The organism is Hymenobacter taeanensis (assembly GCF_013137895.1).
GTDB lineage: Bacteria > Bacteroidota > Bacteroidia > Cytophagales > Hymenobacteraceae > Hymenobacter > Hymenobacter taeanensis.
This window is the reverse complement of sequence record NZ_CP053538.1, coordinates 3,268,551-3,289,501: the sequence shown is the minus strand read 5'-3', so window position 1 is coordinate 3,289,501 and position 20,951 is coordinate 3,268,551. Positions and strand designations below refer to the sequence as shown.

Below are 20,951 nucleotides of genomic sequence, written 5' to 3'. Positions count from 1 at the left end.
CTTTTTAGATCATGAGTGAGTTCAATCCGAAAGAGCAAGCGCACCGGCGCTTTAACCCGCTAAATGGCGAATGGATTCTGGTGTCGCCGCACCGCTCTAAGCGGCCGTGGCAGGGTCAGCAGGAAGCCCCTGACCGTAGCCAGCGCCCTACCTACGACCCTACCTGCTACCTCTGCCCCGGCAACACGCGCGCTAATGGAGAGGTAAACCCCAACTACGAAGGCACGTTCGTATTCGACAACGACTTTGCCGCCCTTACGCCCGAGGTACCTACCGGCTCTACCGACATTGGGGGCCTATTGCGGGCAGAGGCGGAGTCGGGAGTGGGACGCGTTATCTGCTTCTCCCCACGGCACGACCTGACGCTACCGGAAATGAGCGTATCGGACATCCGGCGCGTGGTAGATGTCTGGACCGATGAGTACCGAACCCTCGGGGCCCGGCCCGACATCAACTACGTGCAGATATTCGAGAACAAAGGTCAGGTGATGGGCTGCTCTAACCCGCACCCGCACGGGCAAATCTGGGCGCAGCGCACCGTACCCGGTGAGCCCGCTAAGGAGACAACCCAGCAGCTGGCTTACTTTGAAAAGAACGGCCGCAGCCTGCTCTCTGATTATCTGAGAATTGAAGGCCAAGAGCAGCAGCGCATCGTATTTGAGAATGCGCACTGGGTGGTGCTGGTGCCGTACTGGGCCATCTGGCCCTTTGAAACACTGGTGGTACCCCGCCGCCACGTGCAGGATATCACCCAACTCACTGACGAAGAGAAAGATGCGCTGGCCGAAGCCATACAGCAGCTCACCATCCGCTACGACAACCTCTTCCAGACCTCTTTCCCATACTCCGCTGGCCTGCACCAGCGCCCCACCGATGGGCAGGAGCACCCGGAATGGCACCTGCACATGCACTTCTACCCACCCCTGTTGCGCTCAGCCACGGTTCGTAAGTTTATGGTGGGCTATGAGCTGCTAGCCAATGCCCAGCGCGATATTACGGCCGAGTACGCTGCCCAGCGCCTGCGGGAGCAGTCCAATGTGCACTACAAGCAACAGCCGGATGTAACTCCAGCACCAGAACAGGCCTAGACCCTACTATCAGTTTCGACAGCATGTCATCCTGACGCAGAAAAGATCTTCTCATAGTAGCACGAGGCGTTAGGCTAGTTGTGCACTGCTGAGAGGATCTTTCCTGCATCAGAATGACGTACAGGGCTGATGGATTCAACCAAATTAGTGCAGTATTCAGCTAAGCTGTCTTTCGCCAATGCAAACTGACCAAAGCTTTTTGGCTCCCCCTTTTCAGGCCACTAGCGGTTGGCTAGCCGTACGTAGCGAATTTGTTGGAACACCCTCTGTTCCGGCTTCCAGATAGGAATTTCCACTTGCAGTACTTTCCGCGTCAGCTTTGTAATTGCCTGAGTGTCGAGGGTTGGGGCTGAGTGGTCGGTGTCTGCGCTGTAACTGGTGAGCACGCCGTTTTTTACTTGGTAGCGGCCTTGCTCTGTGTAGAAGGGCTGCTTCTCCCGAATCATCTCGTAGCGGTACGTACCATCGGCCCGGAACTCTATTTGTACGGTGAGCGTGCCTTCCTTCACGGCAGAGTTGGTTTCACCGGCGGGGCTGTAGAACAGCTTTTGCTGCAATGAATCGGGCAGTGGCCTACGGGCCTCAAAGGAAATCTGCTGCAGCGCCCAGCGCCCTACCAGCGCCTGTGGCACCTGCGCCTGCACGCTCTGCGCCAGCAGTAGCAGAAACAGGACAAGGCAAAAGCGCCAGCTATACAGTTGGCGCTTTACTGTTTCAAAGGGTATTAGGATACGCCACATGGGGCCAAGTTGCGAAATACAACTATATATCCCGTTTTAAGGGCCAGCAGCCCGGCTGAACGGCTCGTTATTCCTGGCACTCGCGGCACACCCCGGCCAGCAGGTAGTCGCGGGTTTTAGCCTCAAACTTAGCGGGCAGCGTCACGGCCGGAATGGCTACCTGGTTAAGGCAGTAAATGTGCTGGCAATTGGTACACTTAAAATGCACGTGGTTATCAAAGTGCTCGTGGGCACTGCATTCAATAGAGCAGGCGGCGTAGCGCACCGTGTCGCTGGTATCAATCACCCGATGAATCAGACCGCTTTCCTCAAAGGTTTTGAGGGTGCGATACAGCGTGATTCGGTCAATCTCGCTCCCAATCTTTTGCTCAATCTCATTCCCCGAAAGGGCGAAGGAGGAATCAAGCAGCGTTTGGAGCACGGCCCGGCGCACGGGCGTCTGGCGCAGCTCGTGGCGAACGAGGGTTTGTGAAATACGGTCAGAACTTGCCATAGAACTACAAAGATACGGCGAATATGCGGGGCTATTCTTGAGGAGAGAACACAGATTCCGGCCGTTAAGTTGACGTCAGTTGAGCTCCGGTTAGCGGCACTTCGCGGGCTTATTGCGAAGAAATGCGAAACTTGGGTGTCCGCTCCTCTAATTCCCATGAATCGTTGTTCTTTCCTACCGGCGTTTTTTAGGCTCTGCGGCCTATGCTGCGGCATTCTGCTGTGGTTGGTGGGCTGCTCCCCTTCTACCCCACCTCCCAAGTACACCATCGGCTTTTCGCAGTGTACCAATGGCGATGCGTGGCGGCAGGCTATGCTGGCGGGCATGCAGAAGGAGCTGAGCTTTTATCCCGAAGTGCGCTTTCGCATCAAGGATGCCCACGATGACAGCCGGCTGCAGGAAAAGCAGATCCGGGAGTTCCTGCGGGAAAAGGTAGATCTGCTCATCGTATCCGCCAACGAGGCTGAGCCCATTACGCCCATCGTAGAAGAAGCCTTTAACCGGGGCATTCCCGTCGTGATTCTTGACCGGCGTACCACGTCTAAGCTCTACACGGCTTACGTGGGTGGCAATAACCTGGAGGTGGGCCAGGCCGCCGGCAACTACGTAGGCAACCTGCTGCAGGGCCGGGGCAACGTGCTGGAGGTGCTGGGCGCGCCCGGCGCCTCTCCGGCCGTAGATCGGCACCGGGGCTTTGCACAGGCACTGGCCTCCTACCCTGGCCTACACTTAGTGGCTCAAGTGCACGGCGACTGGAAGCGCCCCTCCGTAATGGCGCGCCTGCCCACCATACTGCGCCAGCACCCTGAAACCAACCTGATTTTTGCCCACAACGACCGCATGGCCCTGGGTGCCTATCAGGTCTGTAAGAAGCTGGGCCTTGATCAGCGCATTCGGGTGATTGGGGTTGATGGGCTGCCGGGGCCGCACGGAGGCCTGCAGTTTGTGCAGGATGGCGTGCTGGCGGCTACCATGCTGTACCCGCCCGGCGGGGAAGAGGCCATCCGGACGGCCATGAAAATTCTGCGCAAAGAGACCTACGAGAAAGAGAACACGCTCAGCACCATGGTCATCGACTCGACCAACGTGCTCACCATGAAGCTCCAGACCGAAAAGCTCACCAGCCAGCAGCAGGACATTCAGCGCCAGCAGCGGCTCCTACAGCAGCAGCGCGACACCTACGCCAGCCAGCAAACGGTGCTGTACGTATTGGCGGCGGCGCTGCTGGGCGCGGGCGTGCTAGGCCTGCTGGTGTGGCGGGCGTTTCGGGCCAACCGGCGCATCAATCGGCAGCTGGGCGAGCAGAATCAGGAAATACTCTCGCAGCGCAACCAGATTCAGGAGTTTGCGGAGCGGGCCCGGGTAGAGACGGAGGCCAAGCTTCGCTTCTTTACCAACTTTTCGCACGAGCTGCGCACCCCGCTTACACTTATTTTGGGGCCCGTTGAGGAAATGCTCACCAGCGGCCCGGAGATGCCCGCCGCCCAGCGCCAGGACCTGGGCCTCATCCGGCGCAATGCCCAGCGCCTGCTGCAACTCGTTAATCAGCTCATGGATTTCCGCAAGATTGATGTGGGCAAAATGCCCGTGCGCGCTACCGAGGGCAACCTGGTGGCGTTTGTGCGCGAGATTATGGATGTGTTTGAGCGGCCAGCCCGGCAGCGCGGCATTAGTCTACGCTTTCTGCCCGCAGAGCCGGTTATTCCGCTCTGGTTTGATGTGAACATTCTGGATAAGGTATTCTTTAATCTGCTCAGCAACGCCCTAAAGTTTACGCCCGACCGGGGCCACATCACCGTCAGCATTCAGCCCCTGCCCGCCGACCGCACGGTGCGCATAAGCGTGGAAGATGACGGCAGCGGCATTTCAGATGAAGACAAAGCCCACATTTTTGAGTGGTTTTACCAAGGCCAGCAGTCAGTGGCGAAAGGCTCTGGCATGGGCCTGGCCCTGGCGCTGGGTCTCACTCGCCTGCACCAAGGCCAGCTTACCTTCACCAGCCAGCCCGGCAAGGGCAGCACCTTCGTGGTAACGCTGCCCCTGGAGCTGCCCGCTACCCTGCGTTCTGATAGCCCATCTGCCCTGGTTTCGCCGGCATTCGCGCTTGATGAAGGCATTACCAACCCGGGCTTAGCACCAGACCTTGCCGGCACACTTGCGACGGGCGCCAGCAGCGAAGCCCTGGTGCTCGTTATTGAGGATAACCCCGAAGTCAACGCCTTTCTGGCGCAGAAGCTGCAGCCACACTTCCAGGTAAGCACGGCTTTCGATGGGGCTACTGGCCTACGAATGGCCGCGGAGTCAATCCCTGACCTGATTGTGTGCGATGTGATGCTGCCCGAGCTGAGTGGCCTGGAAGTGGTAGCCCAACTAAAAGGCGACTGGCGCACCTCCCATATACCAGTGGTGCTGCTTACGGCCCGCAATGCCCCCGAGCAGCAGGTAGAAGGCGTGCAGGCTGGCGCCGACCTTTACCTCACTAAACCCTTCAACCCCACGTTTCTGCTCGAAAGCCTGCGCACGTTGCTTGCCAACCGCGAGAAACAGCGGGAGCATTTCCGGCGGGAGCTTTCCGTAGACACCGTTACAGTGGCTCCGCAGCGCGTAGACCAGAAGTTCCTGGCCGACCTCACGGCCATTATAGAAGCTAACCTTAGCCGCTCGGAGCTCAGCGTGGAGGATGTGGCTCGCAGCCTCGGTATTTCGCGGGTGCAGCTCTACCGCAAAGTAAAGGCCGTGCTGGGCACCGGCGTTACTGATTTTATTCAGGGAATCCGCCTTACCAAAGCCCGCCAGCTCCTGCTCGATGATGAGCTGACCATTGCCGAAGTGGCCTACCAGCTTGGCTTTTCCTCGCCCTCGTATTTCTCTACCAGCTTCAAAGCACGCTACCAAGTTTCGCCCTCTGAGTTTCGGGCCATGCATACCACAGCTGGCTAGCCGGCTGTAGCACATCAAGCCTGCTGATTCGCAATGGTGAATCAGCAGGCTTGATGCAGCCTTCCACTTTTTATTAAGGGCTCTATTGCATAGGTGCGGTGTTATGCCTCCGTCATGTTTGATCCGGCGGCCTGTTGGCTCCCGTGCTTCCTCGAAGCCAGCACACGATATAGTTTAGGCCGCACCCCAGTTTCCGCCATCGGCGTAGAGGGTTTGCCCCGTAATCCAGCTGCCGGCGTCACTGGCCAGAAACGTTACTACCGCGGCAATATCCCCCGCATTGCCCAACCGACCCAGGGCGGTAGATTGGGCAATGTAGTTGCGTACTTCCTCCGGGAAGCCACTGGCCATGTCGGTGGCCGTTAGGCCCGGCGCTACGGCGTTTACCCGAATGCCGCGCGGCCCCAGCAACGCCGCCAGACTTTTGGTGATAGAGTCAACCGCCGCTTTGGTAGCTCCGTAGGCCACACTCATGGTGGAGGGGCGGCTGCCCAGCACCGACGATAAGTTGATGATGCGCCCACCATCAGGGCCGAAGCGCGCAGCAGCTTCTTGGGCCGCAAACAGCACGCCGCGCACATTCACATCAAACAAGGCCGCAAAGCCCACCTCATCGAGGGAGCCGAACGCTGGCTCTCCCGCAACCCCGGCGTTGTTAACCAGAATATCAAGGCGGCCAAACTCCTGCTGGGTTTGCTCAAACAGGCGGCGTATATCACTAGCGTTACCGATATTGGCCTGCACGGCCAGCGCCCGGCCTCCTTGGGCTATGAGGGCCGCTACTACTTCCTCGGCTTTAGTGGCATTTTGAGAGTAGTTGACCACCACTGCCGCGCCCTGCTGGCCTAGCTGCTCGGCCACCGCCCGCCCAATTCCGCGTGAGGCGCCCGTTACAATGGCTACTTTGCCGGCAAGCGGCCTCCCTGAATTTTGTACGTTTTCCATGAGATGGAGTAAGATGAAAAGAGAAAAAACGAATTTGACCAATCGGTCAAAAACAAGACAAAAAAATTAATCGAGGGCGGCCAGGGCCAATTTCGCTATCTGATGAAGCTCCCGCACATTCTCATGGGTGCGGGCCAGTACGCGCAAGCCCTGCAGATTATTGAGCAGGAAAGCGGCCAGCACCTGCAACTCCTGGGGTGAGCGGCTTGGTATTTCCCCCGCCGCCTGGGCTTCCTGGAGCGCCTTCAGTAACCCCTGCCCTAGCTGCTGTTGACTAAGGGCAACTTTCGCCGCTACCTGTTCATCGCACAGGCTCAGCTCCATGGTGGCATTAGTGTACAGGCAGCCCCGACGCCCATTGTCAGTAGCGAAGTTGTTGACCATCGTCTGAAACAGCGCCTGGATAGCGGCCTTCTTTGAGCCGGGCTGCTGCAGAATAGTCAGCAGCTTAGCGCCTACTTTCTTCTGGTAGAAATCAAGCACCTCTAGATAGAGCGTGTGCTTGTCGCCGAAGGAGTCGTAGAGCGTGCCGCGGTGAATGTCTAGGCCAGTAAGCAGGTCCTGCACCGACGTGGCTTCGTAGCCCCTGGTCCAGAAAAGGTCCAGGGCTTTTTCTAGCATCACATCACGGTCGTATTTGGCGGGGCGAGCCATAGCACTGCGGAGAAGTAAGGAGGCAAAGATAGATATTTGAACGAAAGGTCAAAAATAAAGTTGCTTTTCACCTCCTGCTAGAGTGGCCTAGCAACATGGTGCCGCGCAGGTGATATATCGGCTTGCTGGCAGGTGGTGCGTGAGGTCACGGCCTTGGTAGGCAGGCATGCCTCCAATACTATGCAGCTCATCATGATATAGTGCCGTCACAACATGTCAAAACCCATGTATCATTTTTAAAAACAGGTATCAAAAACGAAAATCATGGGCTGTAACAAAACCATTAAACACAATACAATTTGTTGATTTACAATATTATATAACACAAATCAATATTGACACAAATTCAAAAGACTTTGAGTGAATAGAGTAAGCCTGTGCTCTGATACTCCCGGATATTTGGAACAGTTCTTCGGCTCTGCTACTGGGATAGGTATTCCCTTCCTGACTCTAACCAGTGGGTACTAGTGGACCATAAGTAGCCTATGTAGAACCCATCAGCGTCATGGCTTCTCCTGCCTGAGTGCTGCCAGATTGTCCCACACTTCTCTTTCTAATTCCCACATGAAACACACCGTACCCTCGCTGCGTCGGGCCGCCGGACTCACGCTGCTCGCCGCCTTGCCGCTGGCCACCGTTGCGCCCTCGCAGGCCTCTGCACTAGGCCACGCTACACCGGCCCCCGGTACCACTGCCGACGTTCCGGTAAAGGGCCGCGTGCTCGATGAGAACGGCGCCGGTATGCCTGGGGTAACCATCGTTGCCAAGGGTACCGCCATCGGTACCTCCACCGATAACGACGGCAATTTCACGTTGTCGGTGCCCGATAATGTTACCACTCTACTCGTCTCTTTCGTGGGCTACAAGTCGCAGGAGGTAGCCGTAGCAGGTGGCAACTTCAACATCACGCTGGCGCCCGATGCGGCGGCTCTGGATGAAGTGGTCGTGACCGGCTACCAGACCCAGCGCAAAGCCGACCTGACGGGTGCCGTGGCCGTGGTGAAGACGGAGGAAATTAAAGACATGGCCTCCAATGACGTGACGCGCAACCTGCAGGGCCGCGTACCAGGTGTGCAGATTACTACCGACGGTGCCCCGGGCAGCGCCGCTACCGTGCGTATTCGGGGCATTGGCACGCTGGGCAACAACGACCCGCTGTACGTTATCGACGGCATCCCGACCAAGGAAGGCATCAACCAGATCAACCAGAACGATATCGAGTCGATTCAGGTGCTGAAAGATGCGTCGGCGGCCAGCATCTACGGCTCACGGGCGGGCAACGGCGTTATCATCATCACGACTAAGAAGGCCAAGAAAGGCGCCACCCGGGTTGACTTCTCCACCTTCTTCAGTGTGCAGCAGCCCGGTCCGCACATTAAGCTGCTCAACACGCAGGATTACGGCCGCGTGTATGGTCAGGCCGCCATCAACGATGGCACCGTGCCCAGCCTCCCCTACTACAACTTCCAGACGCACCGCGACGCCGGCGGTAAGCTCGTGCTGGACGGCGTGACGGTGCCGGAGTTCATTGACGCCGATAAAACCCAGCGCGCCTCCAATACCGACTGGTTTAAGGAAACGCAGCAAAACGCCCTGATTCAGAGCTACAACCTGAGCCTGAGCAGCGGCAGTGAGCGGGGCGGCGCCCTATTCTCGCTGAACTACTACGACAACAGCGGCACCCTGAAGCACACCAGCTTCGACCGCATGACGGCCCGCATCAACTCCGACTACAACTTCCTGGAGGGCAAGCTGAAAGTAGGCGAAAACCTGACGGTGGTGAAGTCGCAGCGGGCAGAGTTTGACCTGAACCTGGTGCGCGACCGGACTACGCAGCTGCCCTCCATTGTGCCCGTGCATACCGTGGATGGTGTGGGCTGGGGTGGCCCGGTAGCAGGCATGAGCGACCGGGACAACCCGCTGCGCCTGCTCACCGACAACCAGCAGAACCGCTCGAACACGGGCCGCGTGTTTGGTAACCTGTTTGCCGATGCGGAGATACTGAAAGGCCTGCACCTGCGCACCAGCTTCGGCATCGACTACAGCCTCTTCAAGTACCGCCAGATTTATAAGACCTACAAGGCGGGCTTCCTGTCGGAGCAGAACAACCGCGTAACCGACAACAACCGGTTCTGGGGCAACTGGGTGTGGCAGAACACCCTGAACTACGACATGACCCTGGGTGGCAAGCACCAATTGGGCTTCGTGGCCGGCACCGAGCGCATCAGCTACTATGATGAGAGCAGCTACGCCTCGCGCACCAACTTTGCCAGCGAAGACCCTAACTACGCCTACCTCGATGCTGGTGCCGCTAACAAAGACAACGGCGGTGGAGCCACGGCTTACCGCCTGGCCTCTTACTTCGGCAAAATCAACTACTCCTTCGCCGATCGTTACCTGCTCTCGGCCACTATCCGCCGCGACGGTTCTTCGCGCTTCGGGCAAGATGAGCGGTTTGGGGTATTCCCGGCTCTCTCGGCGGGCTGGCGCCTGAGCGAGGAGACGTTTGTGAAGGACGCGGTACCGTTCCTGTCGGACTTGAAACTGCGTGCTGGCTGGGGCCAGACCGGCAACCAGGACATTGCCAACTTTGCCTCGCGGGGCCTCTACCAGTCGTTGCTGGGTACTCTGGACCCCAACTTCGACTACGACCACGGCACGGCCTACGACATTTACGGCAACGATACCAACCTGCCCTCGGGCTACCGGCGCTTTCAGCGGTCTAACCCCAGCCTGAAATGGGAAACCACTACTCAGACCAACGTAGGCCTAGATTTTGGCCTGCTGCAGAACAAGCTCTCGGGCTCGGTTGACTACTTCGTTAAGAACAGCAAGGATATTCTGGTGAATCTGCCTTTCCTGGCCGTAGTGGGTGAAGGCGGCGACAAGTTTGTGAACGGCGCCTCCATCCAGAACAAGGGCTGGGAATTCCTGCTCAGTTACCAAAGCGAGCTGACCAACGGCCTGACGTACGGCATCACGGGCAACCTTTCTACCTACCGCAATAAGCTCACCTACCTGCCCGATGAGGTGATCAATGCCTATGGCGGCAACGGCCAGGATGTAACCCGCCTAGGCCACTCCATTAATGCCGTGTACGGCTACGTGGCCGATGGCCTGTACCAGAACTCCGCCGAAGTGAGCGGCGGGCCTACGCAGGTGGGCGCCGCCCCCGGCCGCATCCGCTACAAAGATCTGAACGGCGACGGCAAAGTAGACAACTTCGACCAAACCTGGATTACGGAAGGTGTGCCCGATTTCAACTACGGCCTCAACCTGAGCGCAGGCTACAAAGGCTTCGATGTGCAGGTGTTCTTTCAGGGGGTGCAGGGCCTGTATGCCTTCAACAACGCCAAATTCCGGACCGATTTCTCGTCGATTGCCTCGGGTGAAAACTGGGGCCAGCGCCTGCTCGATGCCTGGACGCCGACCAACACCGGCTCTACCATTCCGGCCGCTACGCTCATCAACACCAACAATGAGGGCCGCGCTTCTACTTACTTCATCGAAAACGCTTCTTACATGAAGCTGCGCAACGTGCAAGTGGGCTATTCGCTGCCGAGTGGCCTGGTGAGCCGCTTTAAGCTGCAGGGCGTGCGCCTGTACGTGCAGGGCCAGAACATCTTCACGGTCAAGAGCAAAGAGTACACCGGCGCCGACCCCGAAGTGACCAACTACCAGTATCCGCTGCCGCGCATTTTCACCACCGGCCTTAACGTTTCCTTCTAAGATCAGAACTCAGAAACGAGAGCTCAGACCCCAGGCTACTACCAATAGTCGCCGCCTTCTAAGCTCTACTATCTAGGTTCTAAGTTCTAATCTAAATTCCCATGAAAATCTTCAAAACCAGCGTGTTGGCCCTGTCGCTACTCGCATTTGCTTCCGGCTGCAACGATAACAAGTTCCTCGACGTGGCCCCCATTGGTGCCCTCAGCGACGACCAGCTGAACACGCCCGCCAATATTGAAAAGCAGGTTATTGCCGCTTACTCCCAGCTCGGCAACGACGTGTACCGCGCCCCCTACACCTCCATGTGGCCCTACGGCAACGTGCGCGGCGGCGACGCCTACAAGGGCGGCAACGGTACCGCCGACGTAGACGCTTTCCACTTCTACGAAACCTTCACCTTCAACCGCGTCGATGTTGGCAACACCGACGAGCTATGGTTCCTGCTCTACATTGGCGTGTCGCGCTGCAACGATGCCCTGCGCCGCCTCGATGCCGTAGATGCCGCCGCCATGCCCACCAAGGCCGTGCGCCAGGGTGAGGTGCGCTTCCTGCGGGGCCACTACTACTTCCTGCTCAAGGAGCTGTTCAAGCGCGTGCCGTACATTGATCAGTCGGTGCCCACGGACAAGTACGGCGAGGTATCGAACGTAGACCTAAGCAATGATGCGCTCTGGACCAAGATTGCCGACGACTTCCGGTTTGCGGTAGCCAACCTGCCCGAAACTCAGCCCGAAACCGGACGTGTTACGAAGTCGGCGGCCCAGGCCTACCTGGCTAAAACGCTACTCTACCAAGCCTACGTGCAGAACGACAACCACGCCGTGACGAGCGTAGACCAGGCCAAGCTGCAGGAAGTAGTAACGCTCACTAACCAGGTTATCAACTCGGGCAAATACTCGCTGCACCCCGACTTTGCCACCAACTTTCTGACTGCCGGCGACAACGGCGTGGAGTCGGTGTTTGCCATTCAGTTTTCGCGCAACGATGGTACGCCCAAGGGCCGCACCCAACGCGGCAACGAGCTGAATTACCCTATGAACCCCGACTACGGCTGCTGCGGCTTTCATCAGCCCAGCCAGAACCTGGTCAACTCCTTTAAGACGGATGCGCAGGGCCTGCCGCTGTTCACCACCTTCAACAACTCGGACCTGACTACCGCTGCTGATTTCCAGGCCAATACCGTTGACCCGCGCCTCGACCACACCATTGCCATTCCGTCGCACCCCTATAAGTACCTGCCGTCGTTCATCTTTGAAACCTCGTGGCTGCGCGACCAGAACACGTACGGCGTGTACATGTCGATGAAGGAAACGGTGCTGCCCACTGACCCCAGCTTCCAGAAGACGCCGCCGTTCATGAACTCCTCCAAGAACTGGGCGCTGATCCGCTTTGCCGACGTGCTGCTGTGGAAGGCTGAAGCCCTGATTGAGCTGAACCGCGCATCTGAGGCTCTGCCCATCATCAACCAGATTCGGCAGCGCGCCCAGAACAGCACGGCCCGCCTGAAAACCACCACTGGCGCTAACATCTCCAACTACAAAATCGGGTTGTATTCCGCTGCCCAATGGAACCAGCAGTACGCCCGCGAAGCCCTGCGCTTTGAGCGCCGCCTGGAGTTTGCCATGGAAGGCTACCGCTTCTTTGACCTGGTGCGCTGGGGCATTGCCGGCGACTACCTGAACACCTACTTCGACAAGGAAAAGACCAAGCGCCTGTACCTGAAAGAAGCCCGCTTCACGAAAGGGCGCGACGAGTACCTGCCCATTCCACTCAACCAGATTAACTTCAGCAAAGGTCTGTACAAGCAGAACCCCGGCTGGTAGAGGTGAAATTGTGAAGTGGTGAAATGGTGAGTTTTCCTTTCGCCTGGCCAAGGCTGCGCAAATGACGCCATGCGTGCAAGGTTGCCCTGCAGACCCACCATTTCACCACCTCACAAATTCACCACTTCACCATTTCACCCTTGATTTCCCCGCCGTGAAAAATAGCAACGTTTTCTTCTGGTCCCTGGTGGTTGCGCTGGGCGGCTTCCTGTTCGGCTTCGATACCGCCGTGATTTCGGGAGCCGAAAAGGCCATCCAGCAGGTCTGGAGCCTAAGCCCCGTGGAGCACGGCTTCACCATTTCCATTGCTCTGATTGGCACCGTATTCGGCGCCATCTTCGGCGGTGTTCCTTCGGATAAGCTGGGCCGCCGCCAGACGCTCATCTGGATTGCGGTGCTCTACTTCGTGTCGGCGCTGGGTGCGGCGCTTACGCACAGCTGGTTGGCGTTTGTGGTGTTCCGCTTTTTGGGTGGCCTAGGCGTAGGAGCGTCGTCGGTTACGGCGCCGCTATACATCTCGGAGGTGTCGCCGCGCGAGTCGCGGGGGCGCATGGTAAGCATGTTCCAGTTCAATATTGTGCTGGGCATTCTGGTGGCCTACCTCTCCAACTACCTCCTGACGGGGGTGGGCGAGCAGGATTGGCGCTGGATGCTGGGCGTGCAGGTGGTGCCCGCGGCTCTGTTCTTTGTGCTGCTGTTCCGTGTGCCGGAAAGCCCCCGGTGGCTCATTGGGCGCGGCCGGGTGGAGGAAGGCCGCCAGATTTTGCACCTCATCAACCCCGCTTCCGCCAACGAAGACGTGACCAGCATCCTGACTACCAATGCCACTGATGAAGCTATGGTAGGCGGCCGTTCGTTGTTCGCCAAGCAATACCGCACCCCAGTTATGCTGGCCGTGCTGTTCGCGGTATTCAATCAGGTATCGGGCATTAACGCCATCATCTACTTCGCCCCGCGTATTTTCGAAATGACTGGCCTAGGCAAGGGCTCGGCCTTGCTGTCGTCGGCGGGCCTGGGCCTCGTGAACTTCGCCTTTACGCTGCTGGCCCGCCAGTTCATTGACCGCGTAGGCCGCCGCCAGCTCATGCTCATCGGCTCGTATGGGGTTATTGTTACGCTAGGCCTGGTGTCGTGGGCTTTCTATTCCCAGAATTTCAGCGCCTTGGGTGGTATGCTGGTGCCGGTGCTGCTGTTTGTGTACATCGCCTTTTTTGCCTTCTCACAGGGCGCAGTCATTTGGGTATTCATCTCCGAAATATTCCCGAATACGGTACGCGCAAAAGGTCAGGCCCTGGGCTCCTCCACGCACTGGGTTATGGCGGCTATCATTGCCTTTACCTTCCCTTATTTGGCTGAGAAACTGGGAGGAGGACACACCTTCGCCTTCTTTTGCGCCATGATGGTGCTGCAGCTGCTCTACGTATGGCGCCTGATGCCCGAAACCAAAGGCACCTCTCTGGAGCAGCTTGAAAAGACGCTTGTCATTCACTAGACCTCTTTAGCAAACGTACAAGAACGTCAAGCTAAGCAGTTTATCGCACCCAATAAGCCCGTCATGCTTGATCTGGCGTCCGCGCAGCCGAAGCATGACGGATAAACATTATCAGCGCGGGAAATAGGTGGTACCCTGCATGACGTTCTACTAAAACTCAACTTCTGATATCCATGTCTGACAAGAATATAGTCTGCTTTGGCGAAGTGCTCTGGGACGTGCTGCCCTCGGGCAAGCAGCCCGGCGGTGCCCCCTTCAACGTGGCCGTGCATCTGCATCAGCTGGGCCTGTCTGCCGACCTCATTAGCCGCGTCGGTGATGATGATCTGGGAACGGAGCTACTTGACTTTATCGAATCGAAAGGCCTCAGCACCGAGTTCGTGCAACACGGCAAAACCCACCTCACCGGCGTAGTGAAGGCCAACGTGGATGACGCCAACGAAGTCACCTACAAAATTGTGCAGCCCGTTGCCTGGGACTACATTCAGTATGCTGCTACCCTGGAAACCTTAGTGGAGCAAGCCGATATGTTTGTATTTGGGAGCCTGGCCGCGCGCCAGACTGCTACCCGCGAAACGCTGTATCGGCTGCTGGAGCATGCCCGGTTCAATGTTTTCGACGTGAACGTGCGCCCCCCGCACTACACGAAAGAAGTGGTGAAATACTTGCTTGAGAAGGCACATTTGGTAAAGATGAACCACCACGAACTGGCCGAAATTATGGCATGGTTTGGGGAAGCAACTGACCGCCCCACGGCTATGCAGTGGCTGGCGGCCCGTTTTGACCTGCGAGCCGTGTGCGTTACCTGCGGTGCCGATGGGGCCCTGCTCTGGACCAACAACCAGCTCTACCGCGCGCCCGGCGTTGCAGTAGAGGTAAAAGACACCATTGGCAGCGGCGACGCATTTCTGGCCGCCCTGCTTAAAGGGTGGCTTTCCGGCACCGAGCCGGGAGAGGCGCTGCGCTTCGCGTGTGCTACGGGGGCGCTGGTTGCTACTCACTTGGGTGCTACCCCAGCATTCTCTGAGCGTGATGTGGCGGAACTGCTGGCGGCCCAACCCGTGTAGGCCAGTTCAAAAGTCCGTTTCAGGCTGCAGTTTCTAAGCCTACTCCCTATTAGTTTCTCCTTCCCACCCGCATGAAAAAAGCTCTTCTCCTAGCCCTCTCCTTAACTGGCTTAGCCACAATCAGTCAGGCCCAGACGGTTAAACCCGTGCCACCGGCCACGCCTCAGTACCGCCCCGCCTACCATTTTACGCCGGCGGCCCACTGGATGAACGACCCCAATGGCATGGTGTACTACAAGGGCACCTACCACCTGTTCTTCCAGCACTACCCCGAGGGCATGGAGTGGGGCCCCATGCACTGGGGCCACGCCACCAGCCCCGACCTGGTAAACTGGAAAGAGCAGTCTATTGCCCTGTTCCCTGACAAGCTGGGGATGATTTTCTCGGGCAGCGCCGTGGTGGACGAGAACAACACCTCCGGCTTCGGCAAAAACGGGCAGGTGCCGCTGGTAGCTATTTTCACCCATCACAACGCAGACGAGGAAAAGAAAGGCACCCAGAAGCACCAGAACCAAAGCCTAGCCTACAGCCTGGATGAGGGTAAAACCTGGACGAAGTACGAAGGCAACCCCGTACTGCCCAACCCCGGCATTCAGGATTTCCGCGACCCAAAAGTGAGCTGGAACCCGGTAGCCAAGAAGTGGGTGATGACACTAGCCACCAAAGACCGCATCACGTTCTACTCCTCCCCTAACCTAAAAGAGTGGACCAAGCTCAGTGAGTTTGGAGAGAAGCTGGGCGCCCACGGCGGCGTGTGGGAGTGCCCCGACCTGTTTCCGCTTACGCTCAATGGTAAAACCTACTGGGTGCTGCTGGTGAGCATTAACCCCGGCGGCCCTAACGGCGGCTCGGCCACGCAGTACTTCGTAGGCCAGTTTGATGGCAACACCTTCACCCCCCAAACCACCACCCAAAAGTGGGTAGACTGGGGCAAGGACAACTACGCCGGCGTAACCTGGGGAAACACCGGCGCCCGCAAGATTTTCCTGGGCTGGATGAGCAACTGGGAGTATGCTAACCAAGCACCTACCTCGCCCTGGCGCAGCGCCATGACCACCCCACGCGACTTGGCGCTCAAGCAGGTAGGCTCCGAGCTTTACCTCACCTCCACACCCGTTCCGGAGGTTACGAAGCTGGCGCAACCCGCCCAAACGCTCAAGAACCTGACGGTGAAAGGCGAGCTAGGCCTGTCTGATAAACTCAGGATTACCAGCCCCCAGTTTCAGCTCAAGCTTAGCACCAAGCAGCTCCAGGATTTTGCTGTAGTGCTGTCCAATGCCAGCGGTGAAGAACTGGTAATTGGCTACGACAAAAAGGACAATAACTACTTCATCGACCGTAGCCAAGCGGGCCTCTCCGGCTTCAGCTCCACCTTCTCTGGGCGCCACCCCGGCCCGCGCCTGGCGACGAGTCCCGCCGCTAACCTCACGCTACTGTTTGATGCGGCGTCGGTGGAGCTGTTTGCTGATGGCGGCCTGACCACCATGACGGAAATCTTCTTCCCGAAGCAGCCCTTTACCCAGCTGAAATTACGCTCTGTGGCAGGCATGACAGTTGATGCCCTCTCCTACTCTACGCTGACGGGCACGGTGAAATAATTCACGCGAATGCCGTAACTAAAAGCCGACTCTCCTCAGGGAAAAGTCGGCTTTTTAGTGTGTAGCTGATGCCCGGCAGTTGCGCTAGGCCACTGCCTTTCGGGCTTAAAGAGATGCTCCACCCTACAGTAGCAAAAAACCGCCGCACCCAAGGGGTTGCGGCGGTTCCACACATCGAAGGCGCACTCCCCTCAGACTACGCCCGATGATATGGTTGAAGCAGATAGACCAGCCAAGAGTGTTTAGCGCTTTGCTACGCCAAATGCACTCCTCTTACTTCTCGGCTGATTTTCCTGCCTGCTTGCAGTTCAATTATGAATGAGCCACTTTGTTAGTAGTGTAAACATTCTTTAGCTCGGCTAGCTGGGAGCCTTCCACTTGCAGGTCCTTTAGCAACCCTTCTTTGATATCGTACACCAAGCCGTGCAGGCGGGGTGGGTTTCCGGTTTTCCAGGCGTTCTGAATGATGCTGGTTTTAGACAGGTTACGCACCTGCTCTATCACGTTCAGCTCCACGAGCCGGCGCAGGCGCGCTTGCTCATCACTGATACTCGTAAACTCCGCCTCATGTATCCGGATAACGTCGCGGATATTGGTCAGCCAACTGTCGATGAGACCGTACTGTTTGTCAGCCGCCGCTGCCGCTACGCCGCCACAGCCGTAGTGGCCTACCACCAGTATATCCTGCACACCTAACACCTCTACAGCGTATTGCAACACCGAGAGCAGATTCAGGTCGGTGTTTACCACCAGGTTAGCAATGTTGCGGTGCACGAACATGTCGCCGGGACCGGTGCCGGTGATGGCACTGGCTGGCACGCGGGAATCGGAGCAGCCAATGAACAGGTAGCGCGGTTTCTGGCCATCGGCCAAACGCGTAAAAAACTCAGGATCAGCAGCGCGTTGAGTATCAGCCCATTTGCGGTTATTCTCCAGAATTGGCTCAATGCCTTTCATACAGTATGGTTGAGGGGTGGGTGATAGTGAGTTTACGCGAAGAACAGTACTGTCTATATACCTACTAATCAGGTAGCTTGGCTTGCCCGGCTTAGTGGCCTAGCACATGCACCTGAGGAATAGCGCGCAACTCCAGGTCGATACCCCGCTCGGGAGCGGAGAGGCGGAAGTTCTCGATGGCTTCCAGCACATCGTAGTCGATGGATGCAGAACCAGTGCCATCCAGCACTACGCGCGAGCCATCGGGCAGGGCGTTCAGCACTTTTACAATGCTGGCCTTATTCAGAAATGAAACCTGCTCCGCTAATTTCAGGTGCACGTGCCCATCCTGGCGGGGTGTTTCCTCGTGCATGAAGAATGCCGACTCATAATTGGCCTTCAGGATATAGAAGATGCCTACTGCCAGGCCAATTGTTACGCCCTTGAGCAGGTCAGTGAACAGAATGGCTGCAATGGTAATAATGAAGGGCAGGAACTGCTGCCACCCCAACTGCCACTGCGTGCGGTACAGGGCCGGCTTGGTTAGGCGGAAGCCGATGACCAGCAGCACAGCCGCCAAAGCCGCCAGCGGAATCTGGTTTAACACGGACGCCAGAAATAGTAAGCTAGCGAGTAACAGCAAGCCATGAATAAACGAGGACATTTTAGATTGGGCGCCCGAGCTGACATTGGCAGAACTACGGACAATAACGGCTGTGAGTGGGAGGCCACCTAAAAAGCCGGCCACAATGTTACCCGCTCCTTGCGCCATCAACTCCCGGTTGGGCGGGGTGGTACGCTTGTGGGGGTCCAGCTTATCCACGGCCTCCACGCTCAGCAGGCTTTCCAAAGAAGCCACAATGGCAATGGTAAAGGCCAGCACGTACGTAGAGGTTTTGGTGAGAGCAGTCCAGTCGGGGCGTGGCAGCTCAGCTACCAGACTATCAAATGAGGTGATAATGGGCAGCTTCACCAAGTGTTCAGGCCGCACTTGCAGGGCAGGAGCCAGATTGCCCAACAGGTAGTTGAGGCCAATTGACAGCACCACCACAACTAGGGCTCCAGGCACTTGCCGAAGCGCCTTCACGCTCCGCACGGCGGGACTGTCCCACACAATCAGCACTCCCAGAGATATCAGTCCAATTAGGGCTGAGCCCCAGCTAATGGCGTTTGCCGCCGCCCCAATAGCCGAAAACGTGTTCTGACCATTGAACTGCAGAAAATCCATATCCTCGAAATAGTCCGTATCGGCCCCAAGGAAATGCGGAATCTGCTTCAGAATCAGAATCAGGCCAATAGCGGCCAGCATCCCCCGGATGACGGAAGTGGGGAAGTACAGCCCGATGATACCCGCCCGGGCCAGCCCTAGAATTATTTGCAATCCACCCGCCAGCATAGTTGCCACCAGCACGGCTTCAAACGACCCAAGCGTATGAATGGCCCCTAGCATGATGGCGGTGAGTCCGGCTGCCGGACCACTCACGCTCAGTTGCGAGCCGCTAGCCCAAGAAACCAATACTCCACCCACAATACCCGTAATAATGCCCGACAGCAAGGGGGCCCCTGAGGCCAGCGAAATACCCAGGCACAAGGGCAGCGCCACCAGGAATACTACTAACCCCGAAGGGGCATCCTGGCTAAGGGTGCTAAAGTAATTTGTGGGGCCGGTGGAAGTAAGGGCAGCGGTTTTAGCCGACGAAGCCTGACGGGTCTTTAGCATACGGAGGGGAGTAACAGGACCTGCTACCAAGCATTGCTGGCAAGGTTCAATGCAAGTGTACTTCCTCGTTGTTAAGCCCGTGTTAAAAGAATGTTAAAAGCGGATTAAAACAACAATTATATAGCATTCAAGCTCTTACGAGCATTTCCAGAGCATCCTGAACTCGGCTCTGTCGTGGGCCTCTGCTGCATCCGTCAGGCTTGCTACCTACTTGGCAGTAGTGAGTTATACCTGAAGGTACTGTTTGTGCTATAGTGGGGCTGACTTCAGCTAAGCACGGCCGGTAAATCGAGCACTACGGTGGTGCCGTGGCCTAGCTCGCTTTCTACGCGCACCTCTCCGTGGTGCAATTCCATAATCTTAGCCGTGAGGGGCAATCCAATACCATGCCCCGGCACGTTCCGGACGGCATCAGCCCGAAAGAAAGGTACAAATACCTGGCGCCGGTCAAAGTCGGTCATGCCTACTCCCTGGTCGCGCACTTCTAGCTGCACCCGGCCCGCGGGCGCCCGCAAAGCAGCCACTACGGGAGCGGCCCGGCCCACCGAGAATTTACAGGCGTTTTCCAATATGTTCAGGAAAGCGGAAAGCAGCAGTGCCTCATTCCCTCGCACTGTGTAGGGGGCTATCCGCGCTGGCCCCTGGGGCTCACTAAAGTCCAGATCAACGCGGCAGGTAGGATGCCGGCGCAAAACTTCCTCGTGGGCCTGCAGCAGTAGCTCGTCCAGCCGCACCAGGGTGAGAGGTACCTGGGAGGGGTCGTCGGAGGCTCGGGCAATCTGGAGCAGGCCGTTGGTAAGGTCTTTCAGCAGGCGGGCCGCATCCAGGGTGCTTTGCAGCACGTGGCGGTACTCCTGTGGAGTACGCTCCTGCTGCATCAGGGCCACTTCCAGCTGCCCAATGAGCACGGTAAGGGGCGTACGCAACTCGTGGGAGGCATCCCGCACAAAGGTGCGCTGCCCGGCAAAGGCTGTTTCCAACCGGTCGAGCAGACGATTAAAGCGTTGCGCCAGCAACGATACCTCGTCCTGGCCATCAGCCTGCGACAAACGGTGGTGCAAATCAGAGGCGGTAATACTATCTACCTCGTGAACAATGCGTTGCATGGGCAGCAAAGCTTGACCAGCAAAAAACCAGCCTCCAATTCCCACTATCACGAAGGTGGCCAGTAGGCCAGTGGTTAGCACGGTCCGTAAGTCGGCAAGCTTCTGCCGGCTGTCAGCATCTACGGAAGAAGCCACCACCACAAAGTCGCCCCGGTGGGCGTCGCGGTACAACAGGCCTACTGTTTGCCGGTAGTCAGACTCCAGCACCACTTCGCGGCCATCTTTGCGCACCAGCCCCAGAAACCCAATTAAATTCGACTGCTGCCCGGGCTTCCCTTCCTGAAATACTACGTGGTTTTGGGCATCAAATACCCGTACCTCTTCTTCGGGCAGGGTGCGGTAGAACTGCCGCAGATAGCGCCGGTAAGAAGCCTGACTATCCTGGTCGCCGCGGTTGGTGCCATCGAGATATACGTGGGCTACAATTCGGGCGCGGGCAAAGAGGCTTTCTGAGAAGAATTCGCGCCGGGAATGATAGGTAAAAAAGTATATCACCACCGAAAACACTAGTAGGGTAACGGCCAGAATAGCCGCAAACTGCAGTGCCAAACGGGTGCGAATAGTCATAGTTGATTACTGGTTGTGAGCAACTTATTGTCAGTGCAGTACCTGTCAGTGGT

At 57.4% G+C, this 20,951-nt stretch carries 14 protein-coding genes; 7 read left to right on the top strand and 7 right to left on the bottom strand.

Annotated features, from left to right (window positions below):
* Positions 1-11: 11 nt before the first annotated feature.
* Complete coding sequence (locus HMJ29_RS13945) at positions 12-1,088, top strand: UDP-glucose--hexose-1-phosphate uridylyltransferase (protein ID WP_171592069.1); 1,077 nt, start codon at positions 12-14, stop codon at positions 1,086-1,088.
* Between the two features lie 221 nt (positions 1,089-1,309).
* Here the strand turns inward: HMJ29_RS13945 and HMJ29_RS13940 are convergent, their stop codons facing one another.
* Positions 1,310-1,828, bottom strand: a complete 519-nt coding sequence (locus HMJ29_RS13940; RefSeq protein ID WP_171592068.1) for a hypothetical protein — start codon at positions 1,826-1,828, stop codon at positions 1,310-1,312.
* A 67-nt stretch (positions 1,829-1,895) separates the two neighbouring features.
* On the bottom strand, positions 1,896-2,321 hold the full coding sequence (locus HMJ29_RS13935) for a Fur family transcriptional regulator (protein WP_171592067.1): 426 nt from the start codon (positions 2,319-2,321) through the stop codon (positions 1,896-1,898).
* 156 nt (positions 2,322-2,477) lie between these two features.
* On the opposite strand from HMJ29_RS13935, the gene HMJ29_RS13930 reads away from it, so the two are divergent.
* Positions 2,478-5,261 (top strand): substrate-binding domain-containing protein, encoded by a 2,784-nt coding sequence (locus HMJ29_RS13930; protein ID WP_171592066.1) that lies wholly within the window; start codon positions 2,478-2,480, stop codon positions 5,259-5,261.
* 174 nt (positions 5,262-5,435) lie between these two features.
* Here HMJ29_RS13930 and HMJ29_RS13925 read toward each other — a convergent pair whose 3' ends face one another.
* Both HMJ29_RS13925 and HMJ29_RS13920 read right to left on the bottom strand, forming a co-directional pair.
* Positions 5,436-6,206 (bottom strand): SDR family NAD(P)-dependent oxidoreductase, encoded by a 771-nt coding sequence (locus tag HMJ29_RS13925; protein WP_171592065.1) that lies wholly within the window; start codon positions 6,204-6,206, stop codon positions 5,436-5,438.
* Positions 6,207-6,272: 66 nt separating this feature from the next.
* Positions 6,273-6,860, bottom strand: a complete 588-nt coding sequence (locus HMJ29_RS13920) for a TetR/AcrR family transcriptional regulator (RefSeq protein ID WP_171592064.1) — start codon at positions 6,858-6,860, stop codon at positions 6,273-6,275.
* A gap of 564 nt (positions 6,861-7,424) precedes the next feature.
* Here HMJ29_RS13920 and HMJ29_RS13915 point away from each other — a divergent pair.
* From HMJ29_RS13915 to HMJ29_RS13895, 5 genes are all read left to right on the top strand, one after another.
* Positions 7,425-10,589 (top strand): SusC/RagA family TonB-linked outer membrane protein, encoded by a 3,165-nt coding sequence (locus HMJ29_RS13915; protein WP_171592063.1) that lies wholly within the window; start codon positions 7,425-7,427, stop codon positions 10,587-10,589.
* Between the two features lie 101 nt (positions 10,590-10,690).
* On the top strand, positions 10,691-12,412 hold the full coding sequence (locus tag HMJ29_RS13910; RefSeq protein ID WP_171592062.1) for a RagB/SusD family nutrient uptake outer membrane protein: 1,722 nt from the start codon (positions 10,691-10,693) through the stop codon (positions 12,410-12,412).
* Positions 12,413-12,566: 154 nt separating this feature from the next.
* A complete protein-coding gene (locus HMJ29_RS13905) occupies positions 12,567-13,904 on the top strand; it encodes a sugar porter family MFS transporter (protein WP_244679248.1) in 1,338 nt (445 codons plus the stop codon).
* A 173-nt stretch (positions 13,905-14,077) separates the two neighbouring features.
* A complete protein-coding gene (locus HMJ29_RS13900; RefSeq protein WP_171592060.1) occupies positions 14,078-14,971 on the top strand; it encodes a carbohydrate kinase family protein in 894 nt (297 codons plus the stop codon).
* A gap of 71 nt (positions 14,972-15,042) precedes the next feature.
* Complete coding sequence (locus tag HMJ29_RS13895; RefSeq protein ID WP_171592059.1) at positions 15,043-16,569, top strand: glycoside hydrolase family 32 protein; 1,527 nt, start codon at positions 15,043-15,045, stop codon at positions 16,567-16,569.
* Positions 16,570-16,881: 312 nt separating this feature from the next.
* On the opposite strand, the gene HMJ29_RS13890 is transcribed toward HMJ29_RS13895, so the two are convergent.
* The 3 genes from HMJ29_RS13890 to HMJ29_RS13880 all read right to left on the bottom strand — a co-directional run bounded on the left by HMJ29_RS13890 (position 16,882) and on the right by HMJ29_RS13880 (position 20,898).
* Positions 16,882-17,526, bottom strand: a complete 645-nt coding sequence (locus HMJ29_RS13890; protein ID WP_171592058.1) for a carbonic anhydrase — start codon at positions 17,524-17,526, stop codon at positions 16,882-16,884.
* 91 nt (positions 17,527-17,617) lie between these two features.
* On the bottom strand, positions 17,618-19,225 hold the full coding sequence (locus HMJ29_RS13885) for a SulP family inorganic anion transporter (RefSeq protein WP_171592057.1): 1,608 nt from the start codon (positions 19,223-19,225) through the stop codon (positions 17,618-17,620).
* A gap of 266 nt (positions 19,226-19,491) precedes the next feature.
* On the bottom strand, positions 19,492-20,898 hold the full coding sequence (locus HMJ29_RS13880) for a sensor histidine kinase (protein ID WP_171592056.1): 1,407 nt from the start codon (positions 20,896-20,898) through the stop codon (positions 19,492-19,494).
* Positions 20,899-20,951 lie beyond the last annotated feature (53 nt).